Genomic DNA, 20,422 nt, shown 5'->3' with positions numbered 1-20,422 from the left:
GCTGGGTCAGCCCCGGTCGATCCGCTTGGCACCCAACTCGGTCTGCAGCAATTCGATCGCCACTTCCTCCGGGTCGCGGCGTACCACCTCCGAGGTGTCACTGTTGGCCTCGGCCAGCATGCGTTCCTCTTCGGCCCGCTGATCCTGACGCGGGGCGGGCCCGGCGTCGGAGGGCGCCGGCTCGCCGGAGTCCGGCACACACCGGACCTGCCAGTTCACCCCGAGCGCATCTTTGAGCGCCTCCCGGATGACCTCCACATTGCGCTGCTCGCTGAGCCGCTTGGCCAGTGGGGGCGCCCGGTGGCTGAGCACCAGCGTGTCACCGTCGACCGCTCGCACGATGGCATCGGCCAGCATCGCGTTGACCGGCTTGCTGCGGGCATTCACCTTCTCCCGCACGGTGTCCCACATCGAGCGCACCGCGGCGGCATCGGGCTGGCCGACGGCGGCAGCCGCCGGCGGCGCGGCGGGTGCCGGTTCGGGTTCGGGGACCGGCGCCGGTCGGGGCGGCGGCACGGGTGCCGGAGCCGGCTCGGGGACCGGCGGGGCGACCGGTTCGGGGGCCGGCGCAGGCCGCGGCACCGGTACGGGTTCGGGTGCCGGTTCGGGTTCGGGGGTCGGCTCGGGGGTCGGCAACGGCCTGGGCTGGGGCACCGGCTCGGGTGTGGCCTCGGCCGCCGCCTGGGCGCGGCTGGCCCGGACGAACTGTTTGGCCGGGGTCGGCGACGCAGCGGGCACCGGGGCGGACCCGTCACCCGGAAGGGCCATGTCGAGGCGGGTCTCGATGCGCTCGATCCGTTGCAGCAGAGCTGATTCGGTGTCGTGGGCCGACGGCAGCAACAGCCGGGCGCAGACCACCTCCAGCAGCAGTCGCGGCGCCGTTGCGCCGCGCATCTCGCCGAGACCGGCATGCACCGCCTCGGCGTACCGCGCCAACGTCGCCGATCCCACCTTGGCGGCCTGCTCGCGCATCCGGTCCAGCACGCCGTCCGGGGCATCGACCACGCCGCGATCGGCGGCATCCGGAACTGCTTGCAGCACAATGAGATCGCGGAATCGTTCCAGCAGGTCGACGGCGAAGCGGCGCGGGTCGTGGCCGGCATCGATCACCGATTCGACCGCTCCGAACAACGCGGCGGCATCGCCGGCGGCCAGCGCGTCCACCGCGTCGTCGATCAGGGCGACATCGGTGGCACCCAGCAGCGACAACGCCCGCTGGTAGAGCACCCGGTTGCCGTCGGCGCCGGCGACCAGCTGGTCGAGCACCGACAGACTGTCGCGCGGCGAACCGCCGCCGGCGCGGATCACCAGCGGATAGACGGCGTCCTCCACCGTGACGCCCTCATCGCGGCAGATGCGTTCCAGCAGAGTGCGCATCGTCTTGGGTGCCAGCAACCGGAACGGGTAGTGATGCGTCCGGGACCGGATGGTCGGCAGCACCTTCTCCGGTTCGGTGGTGGCGAACACGAAGATCAGGTGGTCCGGTGGCTCCTCGACGATCTTGAGCAGCGCGTTGAAGCCCGCGGTGGTGACCATGTGGGCCTCGTCGACGATGAAGATGCGGTACCGCGACTGCGCCGGCGCGTAGAACGCGCGGTCGCGTAGCTCGCGGGTGTCGTCCACACCGCCGTGGCTGGCGGCGTCGAGCTCCACGACGTCGACATTGCCCGGGCCGTTGGGGGCGAGCGCCACACAGGAGTCGCAGACCCCGCACGGTGTCGGGGTGGGCCCCTGTTCGCAGTTCAACGAACGGGCCAGGATGCGCGCCGACGAGGTCTTGCCGCAGCCGCGCGGACCGGAGAACAGGTACGCGTGGTTGATACGGCCGGCGGACAGCGCCGTTGACAGTGGTGCGGTGACATGCTCCTGGCCGACGACCTCGGCGAAGCTTGCGGGTCGGTACTTCCGGTAGAGCGCCACGGTCAGCAGGGTACCGAGCGGGGGCGACTAATCACGAGCCAGCAGCGACTCGGTGGCCGCCAGTAGTGCGCAGGTCGACAGTCCGTCGATGGCCGCGCGCAGGTCGGACTCCGGCGGGAAACTCGGGGCAATCCGGATGTTCTTGTCCTCCGGGTCTTTTCCGTACGGGAAGGCCGCGCCGGCCGCGGTGACGGCGATACCGGCGTCCTTGGCCAGTGCGATGGTGCGGCGCGCCGTACCGGGCCAGACGTCCAGGCTGACGAAGTAGCCGCCCTGGGGATCGGTCCACGAGGCGATCTTCGCGGCGTCCAGCCGGTCGGACAGGATCTCGGCCACGAGGGCGAACTTGGGGGCCAGGAGGTCACGGTGGCGCTGCATATGCCGCCGGACACCCTCGGCGTCGCCGAAGAAGCGCAGGTGCCGCAGCTGGTTCACCTTGTCCGGGCCGATCGATTTCTTACCGGCGTGCCGCAGATACCAGGCGATGTTGTCCGCCGAGGCGCCGAAGAAACTCACCCCGGCACCGGCGAAGGTCATCTTCGAGGTGGAGGCGAACACCAGCGGCCGGTTCGGGTTGCCCGCGGCTTCGGCCAGCGCCAGCACATTGACCGGCTCGACGAACTCGCCCGTGATGGTGTGCACGGCGTAGGCGTTGTCCCAGAACAGCCGGAAGTCCGGGGCGGCGGTGCGCATCTGCAGCAGCCGAGTGATGGTCTCCCGCGAATAGGTGGTGCCGGTCGGGTTCGAGTACACCGGCACGCACCACATGCCCCGCACCGCCGGGTCGGCGGCGACCAGTTCTTCGATGAGGTCGACGTCCGGGCCGTCCTCGCGCAGGGGCACCGGGAGCATCTCGATACCGAAGCTCTCGGAGATCGCGAAATGCCGGTCATAGCCCGGTGACGGGCAGAGGAACTTCACGCCGGGCTCCGCCGACCAGGGTCGCGGGGAGTCGACACCGCCGTGCAGCAGCGAGTAGACCACCGTGTCGTGCATGAACTCCAGGCTGGCGTTGTTGCCGGCGATCAAGTTCTGCACCGGGATGTCGAGCAGCTCACCGAAGATCGCGCGTAGCTCCGGCAGGCCGTGCAGGCCGCCGTAGTTGCGGGTGTCGGTGCCCTCGGCGTCCCGGTAGGCATCCCGGCCCGGAAGTTCGAGCAGGTCATTGGACAGGTCCAGTTGCGCCGCCGACGGCTTGCCCCGGGTCAGATCCAGTGCCAGGCCCTTGGCCTGCAGCTCGGCGTAGTTGCGCTGCTGCAGTTCGTGCTGAGCCGTCAGTTCGTCGCGGCTCAGTGATTCAAACGACACGGCGGACCTTTCACGCGAAGCCGCGAACACAGGTTGCTCGAAGGGGGGCGGGTTTGCCTCAAAAACGTAAGGGGACCCCGCGCACCCGCCAGAGCCCATTGACCCTTGCTGCCTTCCGGCCCTGGGGGAGTTCACAGGATGGACGCCGCGCGGGGTCCGGTGATCGAGTGTAGTACCCGGCCTCGGCGGGCAGGAGGGTGGTCGGGCGTGGTCCGGCGGTCGGCTACCATGGCCGACGGAGGATTCGCCTAGTGGCCTATGGCGCTCGCCTGGAACGCGGGTTGGGTTAATAGCCCTCAGGGGTTCAAATCCCCTATCCTCCGCAGTTGGTCCGGGGCGTGGCCGGAGATGATCCGGTCACGCCCCGGGACCACGAACTCGTTCTAGGAGGAGTATGCGGCGCGGTATCGCATCGTTGTGGCACGCGTCCTCACTGATCCTCGCCGGAGCCCTGTTCTTCCTGTTCGTGCTTCCGCGCTGGTTCGAGCTGACCGGCCAGTGGCCGGGCACCCTGGGCACCGTGCTGCGCATCGTATGCGGTGTGCTGGTCGGGCTGACGGCGCTACCGGTGGTGCTGACGCTGGCGCGCACCCGTAAGCCCGAACTGGGCACCCCGGCGCTGGCGTTGTCGCTGCGGGTGTGGTCGATCGTCGGGCACATCGCGGCCGGCGTGCTGATCACCGGAGCCGCCATCAGCGAGATCTGGCTGGATCTGGACACCGCAGGCCAGTGGCTTTTCGGTATCTACGGCGCCGCGGCGGCGATCGCGCTGCTCGCCGCCTTCGCGTTCTATCTGGCCTTCGTGGCCGAGTTGCCGCCCCCGCCGCCCAAACCGCTGAAGGTGAAAGCCGAGAAGCCGAGCAGGCGGGGACGCCGCTCGCAGGAACCCGCCGCCACGGACGCCCCGGAAGCCACGGAAGACGCCGCCACCACGGAATCCGAAGCTCCCGCAGAATCCGACGAGACCGCCGAGTCCGACGAAACTGCCGAGTCCGAGGAAACCACCGGGACCAAGGACGAATCGGACCCCGCCGAGGACACCGAGTCGGCCGCGGAAACCACCTCTGACGACGCCAAACTGCGCAATCACCGACCGTCGGGCAAGTCCCGTCGGGGCCGCACCCGCGGCGGCGTCGCCACCGAGAATTGACGCACCCGACGCCAATCACGTCGACAGTTCGCCTCCGTCCAGTCAGTATTGAGGGGAATCCACTGGCGCTCGGAAGGCGGCGAATGCGCACGGTCCACACCCGGCGGTGGCTCACCGCCCTGTTCACCGCCATCGCCGCCGTCCTGCTGGTCTTCCCGGCCACCGCTGCCGCCGAGCCGGGAGATCTCGGCTGGGCCGCCGATCAGGTCGAGCCTGCGGTGGTGCGCCTGGACACCGTCGTGGACTACCAGCACGTGATGGGCACCGGCACCGGCTTCGTGATCGACGGTGCCGGCCAGGTGCTGACGAACTATCACGTCGTGCAGGGCGCCGACGTGATCACCGCCGTGGTCGGGGGCCGTTCCTTCGGCGCCGATATCGTCGGCTTCGACCGCGGCCGCGATATCGCGGTGCTGCAGCTGCGCGGCGGCGGCGGTGCGCCCACCGTCGCACTGGGCGACTCCACCGGCATCGTGGTCGGCGAACCGGTCATCGCCATCGGCAACGCCCGGGGCAGCAACAGCCCGTTGACCCGGGAATCCGGCACCGTGACCGCACTCGGTCGCACCATCAGCGCCGAAGACGAACTGACCGGCGCCAAGACCCAGATGACCGGGCTGTTCGAGATCGCCGCACCCGTGCGGGCGGGCGATTCGGGTGGCCCGGTGGTCAACGCCGCCGGGCAGGTCATCGGCGTGACGACCGCGGCGACGGTGAACTTTCAGACCGACCCGGGTGGGGAGGGCTTCGCCATCCCGATCAATGACGCCATGGCGATCGCCAACCAGATCCGGTCACGGATACCGTCGGACACCGTGCACATCGGCCCGCCGACCCTGCTCGGGGTGGGCGTGAGCAGTGCCGAACAGCACGAGGCTTTTCCCGGCGTCCTCGTCCGCGAAGTTCTCCGCGGCGGCCCCGCCGAGCAGGCCGGACTGGCCAACGGGGACGTGATCCTGACCATCGACGAGACCCCGATCGAGTCGGCCGCCGACCTCACCCGGGTACTGGACCGGCACTATCCCGGCGATGTCATCGGTTTGACGTGGGTCGACCGGGCCGGCCAGCACCGCACCGGCAAGGCGGTCCTGACACCCGGGTCCTGAGGCGCGAACGTCCCGCGGCGCGGGAATTCACCAATTTTCTGCGCGGGCGTCAGTTGCCTGTCTCCGACGTTGCTCGGCAACGCGTCGGCGATCCATGTGACCGGTCTTACATCGTGCCTGCAGTGCCGCCTCGGACACTGCCGTCGCGGCGCGCCGACGCGCTGGCGCGGCCGCCGTCTGCCCCACCTCGGGATCCGCCGGTCCGGTGCCACACGGCCGACCGAAATACACCGGGCCGGCCGGTGCGACATCTCCCGGGCCCGGTCCGGGCCCTGGTCGCGTCGCCACGGCAATCGATTCAGTGCGTTAATCCACAGTGGCACAACGCTTGTCAACCCTGGGTCGGCCCAGATCGACGGACCGGGCACCCACAGCGCCGTGACGTGTGACCACCGCCGCCCGGCGCCGGTCGGCACCTGGCACGGTCGCGTGCACGCGCCGCTCGTCCGGGCCGAGGACGCGGCCGACACACCCGGCTCCCGGCAGCGGAACCGGGCCGATTCCACGATGCTCCTGGCAACGGACTGTGAGGTTGCTGGAGGGCTCATCAGGTCTTTGACCTGGCAAGTTCCGGCAAACCGTGGGCCGCGTGGGGGCTTCCGCCAAGATCAGCCGGAGGTTACATTTAGCTGAACATCGCGCCCAGGCCTGTGCATCACACGCCCCGCTGCCGATGAAGTGGGGAGACACCGTGGTCCAGACAACCGCCATCGCGTACCTGATCGGCTGGGTCGTCGGCACCGCCGTCGTGTACGTGGCCAGCCGACGTCTCAACGATCCCCGCAACCCCGCACCGCACGTGCTGATCCTCAGCGCGGTGGCCGGCGCGCTGTGGCCGATGCTGCTGCTGGGCGCTGTCGAGTTCAGTTCGTTGATGGCCTGTTCCAGTGCGGCCGCGCACCTCAAGAGCGAAGCCCCCGAGCTCGTCGGCGCCGGCGTCGTGCCGCTGCGCTGAGCCGCTTCAGTCGGCGATCCGGTTCCCCTCCGCGTCCCAGTTCTCGGCGACCTTCTTGCTCGGCTGCACCCGCGGCGGCTCCCCGGGCATCTTCGGATAGCTGGGCGGGTACGGCAGGTCTCCCAGCCCGCGCTCCTCGTCGGCCTTCACCATGTCCAGTAGCAACTCGATCGACTGGGAATCGTCGTCGATACCCGCCCACGGATCGGGGCGGCCGGCAATGAACTCGGGCACCGTGGCGATCGTGTAGTCGTCGGGGTCGGCGTCGCGCAACTCCTCCCACGTCAACGGCGTCGACACCGTCGCTATCGGTGTCTTGCGCGCCGAGTAGGCCGAGGCGAACGTGCGGTCGCGGGCGTTCTGGTTGTAATCGATGAACAACCGTTGCCCGCGCTCCTCCTTCCACCACGACGTGGTGACCGCTTGCGGAGCCCGGCGCTCGACCTCGCGGGCCAGCGCAATACCGGCGCGGCGCACCGCGATGAAATCCCAGTCGGTGGCGATCCGCAGGAAGACGTGTACGCCGCGGCCACCGGACGTCTTCGGGTAGCCGACCAGGCCGAGCTCGTCGAGCAGTGGCTTGAGCACCTCCACGGCGACCTCGCGGGCCTGCACGAACCCGGTTCCCGGCTGCGGGTCGAGATCGATGCGCAGTTCGTCGGGATGCTCGGTGTCCGGGCAGCGCACCTGCCACGGGTGCAGCGTCACCGAACCCATCTGCGCCGCCCACGCGATGGCGGCCGGGTGGGTGATCTTCAGCGCGTCGGCGGTGCGCCCGGACGGGAAGGTGACGGTGCAGGTCTGCAGATAATCGGGGTGCTTCTGCGGAACCCGTTTCTGGTAGATCTCCTCGCCCTCGATGCCGTCGGGAAAGCGCTGCAGATGAACGGGCCTGTCGCGCAACAGTTCTACCATTCGGTCCGCGACGGCCAGATAGTAGTCGAACAGTGCGCCCTTGGTGCCCTTCGCGCCGAGGGCCGGAAAGTAGGGTTTGTCACGGTTGGTGAACCGCACGGCCACCCCGTCGACATCGATCACTTCGGCCTCGCTCGGCATGTCAGGACTCCCTTGTCTCGAGGTGGGTTCGCAGGAACGCGACATAGTCGGCGATGCGCGCCGCAGCGTGACCGTCGTCGAGTTCAGGGTTGTAGATGACAACACTGGCGCCCAGGCAGCCCGGCACCCGCAGGCACGCCGCGGTGACCAGTTCCAGCTCGTCCCAGGACAACCCGCCCGGCTGCGGATAGTCGACGGCCGCCAGTTCCGATGTCGCCAGGACGTCGAGATCGACATGGCACCACCAGCCGGCCGGGGCTGCCGCGGCACCGGAGACCACGAGGTCGGAGATCTCGGAATAGTTGTGGGAGTTGACTTCCCGCGCGAGTTGCGCCGCGCTGCGATAGTGCGCAACGCGACCGCGGATGCTGGGCTGGTCCGCATCGGCGATCTCGTCCTGATCCCGCGGTCCGAGCATCACGAGATGTTCGGGCAGCAGGCACGGCAACCCGGACAGTGCGCGCGGGCCGGCGAAGAGACCCAATGCCAGCCCGATCTCGGAATCCGCGGCCTCGCCGGTGGGCCCGGCATGGGGATCCCAGGCGTCCTCGTGGCCGTCGATGAACACCAGACCCGCTGCGCCGGCTCTGCTCGCGGCGATGAGCGGAGCGAGTAACACCGGGCAGTCCCCCGCGATCACGACCGGCACCTGGCCCGAGCCCCACGCATCGTCCAGCGCGGCAGCGGTATCCGCGACCATCGATGCCAGGGCGTGCTCGGCACGCAGCCCCGATGGTCCGCGGGTGGGTTGCATCGTGTCGGTGTCGACCCAGGTCGTCACGACCGGCCCCGGCAGCCGGGCCTCGACACCTGCGGCCTGCAGCGCCGCCGGCATGCCCGCCACACCAGCGGCGACGCCGGCGGCGTTGAAGGGCACGTAGACGACGCGGGTGCTCATGACTCCAGCACATCGGACAGGTCGTAGGTCAACGGCACCTCGAGCTGGTCGAACGTGCAGCCGGCCGGATCGCGATCGGGTCGCCAGCGCAGGAACTTCACCGCGTGCCGGAACCGCTGCGCCCCGCCGCTGCCTTCCATCTGGTCATAGGCCACCTCGCACACCCGTTCCGGGCGGACCGGGATCCAGCGCTTGTCGGCAGCGGAATTCCACCGGCTCGGCTCACCGTCGCGCACGTCATCGCCCTCGCGCAGCGGCTCCAGATCGGCCAGCAGCGAGAGCCGGGCCTTCGCGGTGAACGATGCCGCGCCGCCGACCATCTGCAGCTCACCGTCCTCGCGGTAGAGGCCCAGCAGAATCGACCCGATACCCGCACCGCTCTTGTGGATGCGATAGCCGATCGCCACACAGTCGGCATCGCGGTGGTGTTTCACCTTGACCATCTCGCGCTTGCCCGGCAGATACGTGCCGTCGAGGCGTTTGGCGATCACCCCGTCGAGTCCGGCGCCCTCGAACTGCTGCAGCCACTGGGTGCCGAGGGCGGGATCTTCGGTGGTGCGGGTGACGTGGCACCACCGCTTCTCGTGGACCGCGTCCAGCAAGGCCGCCCTGCGGCCACGGAAAGGTTCGCTCAGCAGTGACCGGTCCCCGAGGGCCAACGCGTCGAAACCGATGAAGTGCGCCGGGGTCTCGACCGACAGCTTGGCGATACGGCTTTGTGCCGGGTGGATGCGCTGGCTCAGCGTTTCCCAGTCCAGCCGGGTCCGACCGGCCGTCTCCCGCGGCACCACGATTTCGCCGTCCAGCACGCAGCGCGGGGCCAGCTCGTCGCGGACCGCGTCGAGGACCTCCGGGAAGTAGCGGCCCAGATCCTTACCGCTGCGGGACAGCAACACGACGTCATCGTCGTCGCGGAAGACCAACGCGCGAAAGCCGTCCCATTTGGGTTCGTAGGACCACACCCCCGCCTCGGCGGGGACCGCGGTGGCGGCCTTGGCCAGCATCGGCTCCAGCGGGGGTTGCACGGGCAGTCCCATGGGTTCCATAGTCACGTAGACCCGGGTACCCCCACAATGTCATCGCGGTTATCGCGGCACGGATGTGGCACCGTCGACGGTGTGACCAACTTCCTGCTGATACCCGGCGGCGGCTGCGATCCGTCGTACTGGCGGTTGGTGGTGGGCGCGCTGGCCGCGCGTGGGCATCGCGGAATCCCCGTCGACCTGCCCTGCGAGGACGACGCCGCCGATCTGAGCGACTACGCCGATGCGGTGGTCGCGCAGAACCCCCGCGACGGCACTCGGCCCGTCGTGGTCGCGCATTCCCTGGGTGGGTTCACCGGTCCGCTCGCCTGCGCGCGGGTGGATGCCGCCGCGCTGGTCTACGTGTCGGGGATGATCCCGCGCCCCGGTGAGCGTCCCGGCCAGTGGTGGGAGGCCACCGGGTGCGAGGAGGCCCAACGCGCGGCGGCCGAAGCCGGTGGCTACGACGCCGACGACCCGAACGCGTTGTTCTACAACGATGTCGACGCGGCGCTGGTGGCCGGCGTCGTGGAGCGGGCGCAGTCCGACACCCCGATGCTCGCCCCGTGGCCCGGCGACGCACTGCCGGATCTCCCGACACGGTTCGTGCTGTTCGGCGATGACCGGTTCTTCCCCGAGCCGTTCATGCGCGCGGTGGTGGCGCAACGCCTGGGCGTCGTCCCCGCGGTGATGCCCGGTGGGCATATGGCGATGCTGTCGCATCCGGCCGAGCTCGCCGACCTCCTGGTGGCCGCCGTCCCGTCGGCTGGCTGATCGGTCGCGCTCACTGGAAGGATCGACCCGTGCCCGTGCAGACCCTCCACGATCCCGGCCGGCGTGCCTTCGCCAGCGACAACTACGCCGGCGTGCACCCGGAGGCGCTCGCCGCGATCGCCGCCGCCAACGGTGGTCATGAGATCGCCTACGGCGAGGACGCCTACACCGCGCGGCTGCGCGAGGTCATGCGGCAACAATTCGGGACGGACGCCGAGACATTTCCCGTCTTCAACGGCACCGGCGCCAATGTCGTCGGGCTGACCAGCATGCTGCCGCGCTGGGGTGCGGTCATCACGGCGGAGACCGCCCACATCAACACCGATGAGGCCGGGGCGCCGGAACGGATGACCGGCCTCAAATTGCTCACCGTGCCCACCCCGGACGGCAAGCTGACCCCCGAGCTGGTGGCCCGCGAGGCGTACGGCTGGGGTGACGAGCACCGCGCCCAGCCGCTGGCGGTGAGCATCACCCAGACCACCGAACTGGGCACGCTGTACACCCCCGCCCAGATCCGCGCGGTGGCCGAGTTCGCGCACTCCCACGGCATGGCGCTGCACCTGGACGGGGCACGACTGTGGAACGCGGCGGCGGCACTGAACCTGCCGTTGCGGGCGCTCACCACCGACGTGGGTGTCGACGTGTTGAGCCTGGGCGGCACCAAGAACGGCTTGCTCGGTGCGGAGGCGGTGGTGGTGCTGGACCCGGCCCGGGTGACCGGACTCGTCTATCTGCGCAAGCTGACCATGCAGCTGGCCAGCAAGATGCGCTTCGTCTCGGCGCAGTTGCTCAGCCTGTTCGAGGACGACCTGGGATTGCGCAGCGCGGCGCACGCCAATGCGATGGCACAGCGGCTGCGCGCCGCACTGGAAGCCGGGCTGGCCGACGGATCGCTGCCCGGGCTGGCGTTCAGTCAGCCCAGCCCGGCCAACGCGATCTTCGCGACGCTGCCCAATGACGCCGCGGACCGCATCCGTGCACGGGTGCGGTTCTACGACTGGGACCGGGCCCGCGGTGAGGTGCGTTGGATGACGGCGTGGGACACCACTGCCGCGGACGTCGACCACTTCGTCACCGTGATCGGCGAAGAGCTGGCCCGATGAGGCTGCCCGTCATGCCGCCGGTCTCCCCGATGTTGTCCAAGTCCGTGCCGGCCATCCCGGGCGGCGCCTCGTATGAACCCAAGTGGGATGGCTTCCGGTCCATCCTGTTTCGCGACGGTGCCGAGGTGGAGCTCGGCAGCCGCAACGAACGTCCGCTGACCCGCTATTTCCCCGAGCTCGTCGACGCGGCGCTGGCCGAGTTGCCGCCGCGCTGTGTGATCGACGGTGAGATCGTGATCGCGACCGGCAGTGGGCTCGATTTCGAGGCCCTGCAGCTGCGTCTACATCCGGCGGCATCGCGGGTGGCGAAGCTGGCGGCCGAGACTCCGGCGTCCTTCATCGCTTTCGACCTGCTCGCCCTCGACGACCTCGATTACACCTCGCGACCTCACCTGGAGCGCCGGGCGGCACTCGTCGAGGCGCTGGACGGATGCGGCCCGACCTTCCACGTCACCCCGGCGACCACGGATCCCGGCACTGCGCAGCGCTGGTTCTCCGAATTCGAGGGCGCCGGGCTGGACGGGGTGATCGCCAAACCGCTCGATGGCACCTACCAACCCGACAAGCGGACGATGTTCAAGATCAAGCACGCGCGCACCGCCGACTGTGTGGTGGCCGGTTACCGGCTGCACAAGTCCGGCGACGAGGCGGTCGGATCGCTCATGCTCGGGCTCTACGCCGATGACGGGTCGCTGGCCTCGGTCGGCGTCATCGGCGCCTTCACCATGGCACGACGACGCGAACTGTTCACCGAATTGCAGTCGCTGGTGACAACTTTCGACAATCACCCGTGGAACTGGGCGGCGCACATCCCGGTCGAGCCGTCGCTACGCCGCACCGCGAACTCGCGGTGGAACCCCGACAAGAGCCTGTCTTTCGTCCCGCTGCGACCGGAGCGTGTGGTCGAGGTCCGCTATGACCACATGGAGGGCAGGCGGTTTCGCCACACGGCCCAGTTCCACCGTTGGCGTCCCGATCGCGAGCCGCACTCGTGCACCTACGCGCAACTGGAACGCCCGGCCACCTTCGAGCTCGCCGAGATCATCCCCGGGCTGGGCGCACCGCACGGCTGACCGGCTGCCACAATCGCGTCGAAGATCGGCAATCGGCGGTCCCCGATGCCGCTCGAGCCGACAATCATCTGGTGGCACCGTACGACCCGAACCGCCTGGCACTGGCCCGCCAGTGCCGAACTGCAGAAGGGGATTGACCGATGAGGCTGACACCGAACCTGCTCCGGGGTGCCGGGGCGCTCACGCTTGCCGCCGGCGCCCTGTTGAGCGCCACCGTGGCCCGGGCCGAACCGCCCGCCGAGCCGCCGCGCCCACCGAACTGCTCCGCCGCTGATCTGGCCGGCATCGCCGCCGGAGTCGCCGCCGCGTCATCGGCGTACCTGTTCACCCACCCGGAGCTCAACGAGTTCTTCACCGACCTGCACGGCCGCCCTCGCGAGGAGGTGCCCGAATCCACCAGGGTCTATTTCGACGCCCATCCGACCGAGTACGCAGAGCTGCGGGGCATCCGCCAGCCGCTGGTCGACTTCCGCAACCGGTGCGGCTACAGCGAGCCCGATTCCGCGGGAGGACAACAGCCGTGACCAGATCACGCCGGTCGGTGCGGGCCCGGTTCCTGACGATCGCGCTCGCCCTGGCGACGCTGCCCGGTGTCATCGTGGTGGCCGCGCCCGCCGGCACCGCCGGTGCCGACGTGTGCGCCAGCGCGGGACGGCGGATCACGGTGGGCGGGTGCGTCAACATCGCCGATGCGGTGGCCCCCTATGTCCCGCCACCGGCCTATTACGCCCCGCTGCCCGAGGACCCGCCTCCGCCTCCGCCCCCTCCGCCGCCGCCCGGCTCGAACGTCAGCGGCTGCATCGGCTACAACGGGCGATGGGTCAGCGCGGGCGGCTGCAACTGACACTGTCGCGCCGCCGAAAACCGGTTGACCTCAACCATGGTTGATGTTGAAGGCTGGGGGCAACCGATGAGGAGGCCCCCATGCGACAGATCCGCTCCGACCTGTGGGAGACCCGGCGGGACAGTCCTTTCCCCGGGCTGAGCACCCATGCCTACCTGTGGACCGGTGGCAGGTGCGGCAACGTGCTGTTCTACAGCACCCAGACCGACGCCGACTTCGCCGACCTGCAGCGGCTCGGTGGTGTCGCGCACCAGTATCTGTCCCACCGCGACGAGGCGGGACCGATGCTGGGCCGGATCGCCGCACAGTTCGGTGCCCGCCTGCACGCCCCGGTCGCCGAGTTGGCCGATATCGGCAGGCACACCCGCGTCGACGTCCCGATCGGCAGCAGGCATGTCGACGCCAACGGGATCGAGGTGATCCCCACACCCGGGCATTCGCCCGGCAGCACCTGTTACCTGGTGCCGGGCGCCAACGGCCAGGAGTACCTGTTCACCGGCGACACCATCTTCCTGGGCGAGGACGGCGTCTGGGCCGCCGGCCACCTGCCCGGTATCAGCGATGCCGGGCAGTTGCGGAACAGCCTGCAGGTGCTGGGCACATTGCGTCCCGATCTGGTGATCTCCAGCGCCTTCGCGTCGGAGTCCGCTGTGCAGGTTCCGGGTCCGCGGTGGGCGCAGTGCACCGGGCAGGCCCGTGATCGGCTGGCGCAGGTAGCCTGACGGGCTATGCCGGGCCGGGGCGAGCGCAGCGACGGGAGAGGTTCGGGCGAGCGCAGCGACGGGAGAGGTTCGGGCCGGTTCGCGCCCAGCCCGTCGGCCGACCTGCACATCGGCAATCTGCGCACCGCGGTCCTGGCCTGGTTGTTCGCCCGCTCATCCGGGCGCCGATTCCTGATCCGCGTCGAAGACCTCGACGACCGTACGTTCAGCGATGTGGCCGCCCGGCAACTGGCCGACCTGAGCGCCATCGGCGTGCTCTCCGACGAACCGCCCGAGTATCAGTCCGCGCACGCGGACCGCTACGACAGCGTCATCGCGGAACTCGCCGGGCGCGGCCTGGTGTACGAATGCTATTGCAGCAGAAAGGATATCCTGAGCGCACCGCGCGCACCGCACGCGCCGGAGGGCGCCTACCCGGGCACCTGCCGCGATCGTGAACCACCGGCCGATCCGGCGCGCCCGCCGGCCCTGCGGTTGCGCACCGATACCTTCACCTACACCGTCACCGATCTGCTGCACGGCGAATTCACCGGTGTGGTGGACGATTTCGTGCTGCGCCGCGGTGACGGGGTGACCGCCTACAACCTGGCGGTGGTGGTCGACGATGCCGCACAGCGCGTCGACCAGGTGGTACGCGGTGACGACCTGCTGTCGTCGTCGCCGCGACAGGCCTACCTCGCCGCACTGCTGGGATATCCACCGGTGACCTACGCGCATGTGCCGCTGGTGCTCAATGCCGAGGGAAAGCGGTTGGCCAAACGCGACGGCGCGGTGACGCTGGCCGAGATCGGGGTGGCCCCGGCGCTGCGGCGCATCGCCGATTCGCTCGGTTATCGCTCCACCACGCTGGCGGGCATGCTCACCGAGTTCGATCCGGCCGGTTTGCCGCACGAACCCTGGGTATACCGGCCCGTGTGAGCGAAACCCTGTGCGCGTGGGGCAACCGTTGTTACGGTCCGCCCGTGTTCGGAAACCCTCGGCGGGTGTTGCTCGCCATCGTCGCGGTGGCCGCGGTGATCCTCGGCGCCGTCGGCTGCGGCTCCGCCGGCGAGCGGCCCGCGGACCCGGTCAGGTCGGCCGGGGTGCTGCGGGTCGGTACCGAGGGCGTCTATGCCCCGTTCAGCTATCACGACCCCGCCACCGGCGATCTGGTCGGCTACGACGTGGACGTGGCCAAGGCGGTCGGTGAGAAGCTCGGCGTGCGTGTCGAGTTCGTGGAGACGCCGTGGGATTCCATCTTCGCCGCACTGGAGGCCGACCGCTTCGACATCGTCGCCAACCAGGTGACGATCAACCCCGAACGCAAGGCCAAGTACGACCTGTCGCAGCCCTACACCGTCGGTGAGGGCGTCATCGTGACCCGGGCAGATGACGACTCGATCAAGACCCTCGCCGATATCAGGGGCAAGACCGCCGCAGAGAACGCCACCAGCAACTGGTCCCAGATCGCCAAGGACGCCGGCGCGAAGGTCGAGGCGGTGGAGGGCTTCACCCAGGCCATCACCCTGCTCACCCAGGGCCGCGTCGATGTCGTCGTCAACGACAGCATCGCCGTCTACGCCTACCTCGCCGAGACCGGCGACACCAGCGTCAAGATCGCCGGGACCGTGGGCGAGAAGAGTGAACAGGGGTTCGCGGCGCGCAAGGACAGCGGGCTGCTGCCCGAACTCAACGGCGCGCTCGACGATCTGCGCGCCGACGGGACGCTCACCGCGATCTCGGAGAAGTACCTGAAGGCCGACGCGACCGGCGCCACCCCCGCAGCGACCGGGCAGCAGCCCCCGGTACGTTCGACGGTGCAGCTGGTGCTCGACAATCTGTGGCCGCTGGCCAAGGCCGCACTGACGATGACGATCCCGCTGACGCTCATCAGCTTCGTGATCGGGCTGGTGATCGCGCTCGCGGTGGCGCTGGCCCGGCTGTCGTCGAATGTGGTGCTCAGCAATGCGGCCCGGTTCTACATTTCGATCATCCGGGGGACCCCGCTGCTGGTGCAGTTGTTCATCGTGTTCTACGCGCTGCCGGAGTTCGGGGTGCGGATCGATCCGTTCCCCGCGGCGGTGATCGCCTTCAGCCTCAACGTCGGCGGCTACGCCGCCGAGATCATCCGTTCGGCCATTCTGAGTGTTCCGAAGGGGCAGTGGGAGGCTGCGGAGACGATCGGCTACCACTACGCGGGGGCGTTGCGGCGCATCATCCTCCCGCAGGCCACCCGGGTCGCCGTACCGCCGCTGTCGAACACGTTGATCTCCCTGGTGAAGGACACCTCGCTGGCCTCGACGATCCTGGTGACCGAGCTGCTGCGCCAGGCCCAGATCGTGGCGGCGCCGACGTTCGAGTTCTTCGCCCTCTACGGCACGGCGGCGATCTACTACTGGGTGATCTGCCTGGCGCTGTCCTTCGGGCAGGCCCGCGCCGAGCACCGACTGGAAAGGTACGTGGCGAGATGACCGAATATCGCGTCGAGGCCGAGGGCATCGAGAAGGCCTTCGGCGAGAACAAGGTGCTGCGCGGGGTGTCCTTCAAGGTCGCCACCGGTACCGCCACCGCGATCATCGGCCCGTCCGGGTCGGGTAAGACGACGCTGCTGCGCACCCTGAACGCACTCGACCGGGCCGACGCCGGGGTGATCCGGGTCGACGATGTGCAGATCGACTTCGCCACCCCCACACCGAAAGCCGAGGTGCGCCGGTTCCAGTCGCGCAGCGGGTTCGTCTTCCAGGGGCACAACTTGTTCCCGCACAAGACGGTGCTGGAGAACATCACCGAAGGTCCGGTGATGGTGCAGAAGCGCCCCAAGGAGCAGGCTGTCGCCGAGGCCGTCGAACTGCTCGAGCGGGTGGGGCTGGCCGACAAGCGCGACCAGTACCCCTACCAGCTGTCCGGCGGGCAGCAGCAGCGGGTCGGGATCGCCCGTGCGCTGGCACTCAAGCCAAAGGTCGTGTTGTTCGACGAGCCGACCTCTGCGCTGGACCCGGAACTGGTCGGTGAGGTGCTCTCGGTCATCAAAGATCTCGCCGTCGAGGGATGGACGCTGGTGATCGTCACCCACGAGATCCAGTTCGCCCGACAGGTTTCCAGTCAGGTGTTGTTCACCGACCGGGGCATCATCCTGGAGCGGGGCACGCCCGACGAGGTCATCGGCAACCCCAAACAGGACCGCACCCGGCAGTTCCTGGACCGGATTCTCAACCCGCTGTGACGCCTGCAGCCCAGTCCACCAGCGACCCGAGGTAGGACAGCATCTCCGCTTCGGGGTGCGCGGCCGGATCGTCGAGATGCAGCCGGGCCAGCTCTTCGATGGCGGCCAACAGGATTCGCACCGCCGTGCTGTCCGGATCGATCCGCAGGTGCCGAGCGGCCACCGACCTGGCGTAGGCGCGGCCCAGTTCGATACGCACCCGCACCTGCGGCGGCGCACCGTCCGGCGGCCGCAGGATGATGCGCCAACTCGTCGGGGCAGCATGCAGATACGCCAAAATGCCACGGCCCAGTCCGTCGATGTCGCGGGCGCTCTGCACGCTGCCGATCCCGGCGAACGCCACCGCGGATTCGCGGTCCAGCAGTGCCGTCACCAATCCGGCCAGATCGGTGAACTGTTGGTACACGACCGCCCTGGTGACCCCGGACGCGCCGGCGACTCGGTCGATGGTGAGCGCCGGGTAACCGCTTTCGGCGACGATATCGCGGGCCGCGTCGAGCAACTGGGCCCGACGGTCGGCACCGCTGAGCCGGCGCCTGGTCATTTCAGTAATAGGTCGACCGCGTTGGCGGCGCTCTGCACGGCGCTCTCCATGGTGGCCGACCAGTCGGTGGCGGTCCAGTCCCCGGCCAGCACCAGTGAGGGCACCGAGGTGCGTTGCGGTGGCCGCAGCGCATCGGTGCCGACGACCTGGGAGAAGGTGGCCCGGGGCATCTTGACTACTTGGGCCTCAAGCACTTTCGCCTGCGCTGCGGCCGGATAGTAGCGGCGCAGCAACGCCAACTGCTCGTCGACGATCTCGTCGTTGCTCTTGTGGATCTGCTCGTAGGCGCCGCTGGTGGTCAGACAGTACAGCCACGACTGTTCGGTGCTGCGGCCGTGCATGATCTGCCGGTCGAAGACCTCGTCGATGACGCCGGTGCCGCCGATCAGGCCCTCGAAGGCGGACTCGGTGCCCAACGGCCGGTCCAGATACAGGTTGGTGCTGACGATCGGTGTGTGGCCCAGTTTGTCTGCGGCGGCATAGATCTCCGGATGCTCGGGCAGGTCATCGAGCAGGCCGGCGATGCTGCCGTTCGGCACGGCGCACACCACCGCGTCCGCGGGGATCTCGGTACCGTCGGCCAGCAGCACGCCGGTCACCCGACCGTCGGTGATCACGATTCGCCGGGCCACCGCCCGGTAACGCACGTCCACGCCGCGCTCCTCGAACACCTTCAGGGCACCGTCGATGTAGAGGGTGTCCAGGTCGACGGTGGGGTAACCGATGGTGACCGGCGTGCGGTGTCTGATACCGAGGCGGATGCCGGTGCCCAGCACGTTGGCGAACACCTTCGCCGACTCCTGCGCGACCGGTTCGGCGGCGATGCCCAGAGCCAGCCAGTCCCACAACGCTTCTCGGGCCGGGGCCGGCATCCCGACCCGGTCGAACCACTGTTCGGTGGACAGGTCGGCGAGGTCGGCCGGTTGCCGCAGCGCCTGCCAGCCCAGCAGCGCGGTGGCGCGGGCCGCGCGCAGCCGGTCGGCCCAGCTCGCATCCGGGTGTACCCCGAACAGGGTGCGGATCGCGCCGAGCCCGGTGGTCTGCATGGTGACCTTGCGACCGTCGGGCCAGCGCAGGGTGGAGGATTTCGGGAAGGCGATGTGTTCGCGGGTGCCGACGCTGGTGAGATACCGGTACAGGTGCTGATATCCGCTGGCGATGACGTGCTGGCCGTTGTCGGGCACGTCGCCCGGGCCATTGCTGACGGCCTCGGCGCGCATGGCGTGGGTTCGACCGCCCAGGCTGCCGCGGCGCTCCAGCAGAGTCACCGTGCGCCCGGCTTCGGCCAGCCAGACCGCCGAGGCCAGCCCGGCCAGTCCGCCACCGATGACCACGAAGCGGCGCGCGTCGTCTCCCATTCGACGACCATAACTTACATTTTGTTAGTTACAAGAGAATAGTGCGGTCCGCGACCGGCGACCGGCCCTTGGCCGCCCGCTCGGCGGCCGCCAGCAGGCCGTCGCGGAACCGCGGATCCGCGATGGCGGCCAGCGCCTCGCCCCGCTCGCGCACCGTGAGACCTTCCAGTTCGGCGGTGCCGTGTTCGGTGACGATGACATCGACGTGATGGCGCGGCGTGGTGATCACCGCGCCGGGTCCGAACCACGGCACGATCCGCGAACGCAATTCGCCATCCTTGGTATAGGTCGACGGCAGGCAGATCAGCGAGCGGTCGGACAGCTCCAGCCCGGCGCCGGCGACGAAGTCCTCGGCTCCGCCGATCCCGCTGAACTGGCCGCCGTCGATGGTGTCGGCAACCACCTGACCGTGGATGTCGATGGCCAGCGCGCCGTTGATGGTGACCATGCGCTCGTTGTCGGCGATCACGTGCGGGGCGTTGACCACCTCGACCGGCAGGAAGGCCACCTCTCGGTTGTCATCGAGCCACTCGTAGAGCTCGGCCGACCCGAACGCGAAGGTGGTCACGCTGACACCGTGGAACTGGCCTTTGTGCGCGTTGGCGATCTTGCCCGCCCGGTGCAGGCGCATGCAGCCGTCGGTGAACATCTCGCTGTGTAAGCCGAAGTCGCCACCCTCGCCCTCGGCGAGCAGGGTGGCGATCTGGTTGGGGATCGAGCCGATACCGGTCTGCAGGGTCACCCCGGAAGGCATATAGGCCACCGCGTTCTCGGCGATCGCCCGGTCGACATCGCTGGGCGGCGCCTCCCCACCGGGCAGTGCGAGCGGCGCCTCCGAAGACCGCACCAAGATGTCGATCTCGTCGACGTGCAGGGCGTGACGGTGCTCGCCCAGACCGTAAGTTCGGGGGAACGCATCGGAGGCCTCGACGATCAGCAACCGGTCGGGATCCGCTCCGGCACGACGCAATTCGTCGACGGTGCCACCGGCATGCAGGGCCAGCGAGCACCAGCCGTCGGCGTCGGGGGCCGCGGTGACCGTCGCCATGACCCGCGGCGACTGCCGCCGCAGCAGGGGTCCGAATCGCCGGAAGTCCGCAGGCACGAAATCGACATCGGCCCCGCCATCGCGCAGCGCCCGGTCCAGCGGACCGTAGAAGCCGGACAGATAGTGCACGCCCGGACGATTGAACAGTTCGGTGAGCACCGCGAGCAGGGCACCGTAGACCCGCAGATCCGTCCAGTCGTCACGCTCGCCCAGCGCCCGCAGGAAGGCCGGCGGCTGGCCGGGGCCCAGCGGAATTCCCAATGTGTCGGTCGCCTGCAGCCGCGCGGCGGCCTGCTCGGCGGTGAGCTCGGTCGGCATACGCGCGACGCTACGCGATCA

The 20,422-nt window shown here is 69.2% G+C and carries 20 protein-coding genes, 1 tRNA gene and 1 other RNA gene; 13 read left to right on the top strand and 9 right to left on the bottom strand.

The features are described from left to right. Positions 1-6 precede the first annotated feature (6 nt). The 3 genes from A7U43_RS05255 to ffs form a co-directional block, all read right to left on the bottom strand. Positions 7-1,920, bottom strand: coding sequence for a DNA polymerase III subunits gamma/tau (locus tag A7U43_RS05255; RefSeq protein WP_067991969.1), 1,914 nt, complete (start codon positions 1,918-1,920; stop codon positions 7-9). A 27-nt stretch (positions 1,921-1,947) separates the two neighbouring features. Beyond that, positions 1,948-3,228 (bottom strand): aspartate aminotransferase type Ic, encoded by a 1,281-nt coding sequence (locus A7U43_RS05250; RefSeq protein ID WP_067991966.1) that lies wholly within the window; start codon positions 3,226-3,228, stop codon positions 1,948-1,950. Between the two features lie 66 nt (positions 3,229-3,294). Continuing rightward, positions 3,295-3,389: signal recognition particle sRNA small type (gene ffs / locus A7U43_RS05245), an RNA gene on the bottom strand. A gap of 76 nt (positions 3,390-3,465) precedes the next feature. Between ffs and A7U43_RS05240 the strand changes: the two genes are divergently transcribed. The 4 genes from A7U43_RS05240 (at position 3,466) to A7U43_RS05225 (ending at position 6,439) form a co-directional block, all read left to right on the top strand. Continuing rightward, positions 3,466-3,551 (top strand) — tRNA-Ser (locus A7U43_RS05240). A 71-nt stretch (positions 3,552-3,622) separates the two neighbouring features. Then, a complete protein-coding gene (lucA, locus tag A7U43_RS05235; protein ID WP_067991963.1) occupies positions 3,623-4,378 on the top strand; it encodes a lipid uptake coordinator LucA in 756 nt (251 codons plus the stop codon). Positions 4,379-4,461: 83 nt separating this feature from the next. Further along, a complete protein-coding gene (locus A7U43_RS05230; RefSeq protein ID WP_067991960.1) occupies positions 4,462-5,484 on the top strand; it encodes a S1C family serine protease in 1,023 nt (340 codons plus the stop codon). A gap of 691 nt (positions 5,485-6,175) precedes the next feature. After that, positions 6,176-6,439: a hypothetical protein gene (locus A7U43_RS05225; RefSeq protein ID WP_067991958.1), complete on the top strand. Its 264-nt coding sequence runs from the start codon at positions 6,176-6,178 to the stop codon at positions 6,437-6,439. Positions 6,440-6,445: 6 nt separating this feature from the next. On the opposite strand, the gene ligD is transcribed toward A7U43_RS05225, so the two are convergent. From ligD to A7U43_RS05210, 3 genes are read right to left on the bottom strand one after another with little or no spacing between them, the layout of a single operon-like run. Then, positions 6,446-7,495, bottom strand: coding sequence for a non-homologous end-joining DNA ligase (gene ligD, locus A7U43_RS05220; protein WP_067991954.1), 1,050 nt, complete (start codon positions 7,493-7,495; stop codon positions 6,446-6,448). A 1-nt stretch (position 7,496) separates the two neighbouring features. Further along, entirely contained in the window at positions 7,497-8,393 is an 897-nt protein-coding gene (locus A7U43_RS05215; RefSeq protein ID WP_067991951.1) for an arginase family protein, read from the bottom strand. Next, positions 8,390-9,439: an ATP-dependent DNA ligase gene (locus A7U43_RS05210; protein ID WP_067991948.1), complete on the bottom strand. Its 1,050-nt coding sequence runs from the start codon at positions 9,437-9,439 to the stop codon at positions 8,390-8,392. Before A7U43_RS05210 ends, A7U43_RS05215 begins: the two co-directional genes overlap by 4 nt. A gap of 72 nt (positions 9,440-9,511) precedes the next feature. Here A7U43_RS05210 and A7U43_RS05205 point away from each other — a divergent pair, with 72 nt between their 5' ends. The 9 genes from A7U43_RS05205 (at position 9,512) to A7U43_RS05165 (ending at position 17,133) form a co-directional block, all read left to right on the top strand. Then, complete coding sequence (locus A7U43_RS05205) at positions 9,512-10,189, top strand: alpha/beta hydrolase (RefSeq protein ID WP_067991945.1); 678 nt, start codon at positions 9,512-9,514, stop codon at positions 10,187-10,189. Between the two features lie 29 nt (positions 10,190-10,218). Beyond that, a complete protein-coding gene (locus A7U43_RS05200; protein ID WP_067991942.1) occupies positions 10,219-11,292 on the top strand; it encodes a threonine aldolase family protein in 1,074 nt (357 codons plus the stop codon). Then, entirely contained in the window at positions 11,289-12,365 is a 1,077-nt protein-coding gene (locus tag A7U43_RS05195) for an ATP-dependent DNA ligase (RefSeq protein WP_067991939.1), read from the top strand. The genes A7U43_RS05200 and A7U43_RS05195 overlap by 4 nt, the downstream gene beginning before the upstream one ends. Before the next feature lie 140 nt (positions 12,366-12,505). After that, positions 12,506-12,889, top strand: coding sequence for a heme-binding protein (locus A7U43_RS05190; RefSeq protein WP_067991936.1), 384 nt, complete (start codon positions 12,506-12,508; stop codon positions 12,887-12,889). After that, positions 12,886-13,209: a hypothetical protein gene (locus A7U43_RS05185; protein ID WP_067991933.1), complete on the top strand. Its 324-nt coding sequence runs from the start codon at positions 12,886-12,888 to the stop codon at positions 13,207-13,209. Before A7U43_RS05190 ends, A7U43_RS05185 begins: the two co-directional genes overlap by 4 nt. Positions 13,210-13,289: 80 nt before the next feature. Next, positions 13,290-13,931: an MBL fold metallo-hydrolase gene (locus tag A7U43_RS05180; RefSeq protein ID WP_067991931.1), complete on the top strand. Its 642-nt coding sequence runs from the start codon at positions 13,290-13,292 to the stop codon at positions 13,929-13,931. Between the two features lie 6 nt (positions 13,932-13,937). Beyond that, positions 13,938-14,849: a tRNA glutamyl-Q(34) synthetase GluQRS gene (gluQRS, locus tag A7U43_RS05175; RefSeq protein WP_067991928.1), complete on the top strand. Its 912-nt coding sequence runs from the start codon at positions 13,938-13,940 to the stop codon at positions 14,847-14,849. A 44-nt stretch (positions 14,850-14,893) separates the two neighbouring features. Beyond that, a complete protein-coding gene (locus tag A7U43_RS29075; RefSeq protein ID WP_231963533.1) occupies positions 14,894-16,381 on the top strand; it encodes an ABC transporter permease subunit in 1,488 nt (495 codons plus the stop codon). Continuing rightward, positions 16,378-17,133, top strand: a complete 756-nt coding sequence (locus A7U43_RS05165) for an amino acid ABC transporter ATP-binding protein (RefSeq protein WP_067991926.1) — start codon at positions 16,378-16,380, stop codon at positions 17,131-17,133. Before A7U43_RS29075 ends, A7U43_RS05165 begins: the two co-directional genes overlap by 4 nt. Here the strand turns inward: A7U43_RS05165 and A7U43_RS05160 are convergent. From A7U43_RS05160 to A7U43_RS05150, 3 genes are read right to left on the bottom strand one after another with little or no spacing between them, the layout of a single operon-like run. Next, entirely contained in the window at positions 17,120-17,677 is a 558-nt protein-coding gene (locus A7U43_RS05160; protein WP_197499967.1) for a TetR/AcrR family transcriptional regulator, read from the bottom strand. The genes A7U43_RS05165 and A7U43_RS05160 overlap by 14 nt on opposite strands. Then, on the bottom strand, positions 17,674-19,035 hold the full coding sequence (gene hpnE, locus A7U43_RS05155) for a hydroxysqualene dehydroxylase HpnE (RefSeq protein ID WP_067991921.1): 1,362 nt from the start codon (positions 19,033-19,035) through the stop codon (positions 17,674-17,676). Before hpnE ends, A7U43_RS05160 begins: the two co-directional genes overlap by 4 nt. Positions 19,036-19,063: 28 nt before the next feature. Continuing rightward, positions 19,064-20,401 (bottom strand): acetyl-CoA hydrolase/transferase family protein, encoded by a 1,338-nt coding sequence (locus A7U43_RS05150; RefSeq protein ID WP_067991920.1) that lies wholly within the window; start codon positions 20,399-20,401, stop codon positions 19,064-19,066. Between the last annotated feature and the right edge of the window lie 21 nt (positions 20,402-20,422).

The organism is Mycobacterium adipatum, assembly GCF_001644575.1.
Lineage (GTDB): Bacteria > Actinomycetota > Actinomycetes > Mycobacteriales > Mycobacteriaceae > Mycobacterium > Mycobacterium adipatum.
Note: the sequence above shows the minus strand (reverse complement) of the source record. Positions and strands in the feature narration are given on the sequence as shown.

Bases quoted from the DNA above. Each gene is read 5' to 3' on its own strand.
- lucA (WP_067991963.1), top strand. From the start codon at position 3,623: ATGCGGCGCGGTATCGCATCGTTGTGGCACGCGTCCTCACTGATCCTC.
- A7U43_RS05150 (WP_067991920.1), bottom strand. From the start codon at position 20,401: ATGCCGACCGAGCTCACCGCCGAGCAGGCCGCCGCGCGGCTGCAGGCG.
- ligD (WP_067991954.1), bottom strand. From the start codon at position 7,495: ATGCCGAGCGAGGCCGAAGTGATCGATGTCGACGGGGTGGCCGTGCGG.
- gluQRS (WP_067991928.1), top strand. From the start codon at position 13,938: ATGCCGGGCCGGGGCGAGCGCAGCGACGGGAGAGGTTCGGGCGAGCGC.
- A7U43_RS05195 (WP_067991939.1), top strand. From the start codon at position 11,289: ATGAGGCTGCCCGTCATGCCGCCGGTCTCCCCGATGTTGTCCAAGTCC.
- A7U43_RS05210 (WP_067991948.1), bottom strand. From the start codon at position 9,439: ATGGAACCCATGGGACTGCCCGTGCAACCCCCGCTGGAGCCGATGCTG.
- A7U43_RS05180 (WP_067991931.1), top strand. From the start codon at position 13,290: ATGCGACAGATCCGCTCCGACCTGTGGGAGACCCGGCGGGACAGTCCT.
- hpnE (WP_067991921.1), bottom strand. From the start codon at position 19,035: ATGGGAGACGACGCGCGCCGCTTCGTGGTCATCGGTGGCGGACTGGCC.
- A7U43_RS05230 (WP_067991960.1), top strand. From the start codon at position 4,462: ATGCGCACGGTCCACACCCGGCGGTGGCTCACCGCCCTGTTCACCGCC.
- A7U43_RS05160 (WP_197499967.1), bottom strand. From the start codon at position 17,677: ATGACCAGGCGCCGGCTCAGCGGTGCCGACCGTCGGGCCCAGTTGCTC.
- A7U43_RS05190 (WP_067991936.1), top strand. From the start codon at position 12,506: ATGAGGCTGACACCGAACCTGCTCCGGGGTGCCGGGGCGCTCACGCTT.
- A7U43_RS05165 (WP_067991926.1), top strand. From the start codon at position 16,378: ATGACCGAATATCGCGTCGAGGCCGAGGGCATCGAGAAGGCCTTCGGC.
- A7U43_RS05215 (WP_067991951.1), bottom strand. From the start codon at position 8,393: ATGAGCACCCGCGTCGTCTACGTGCCCTTCAACGCCGCCGGCGTCGCC.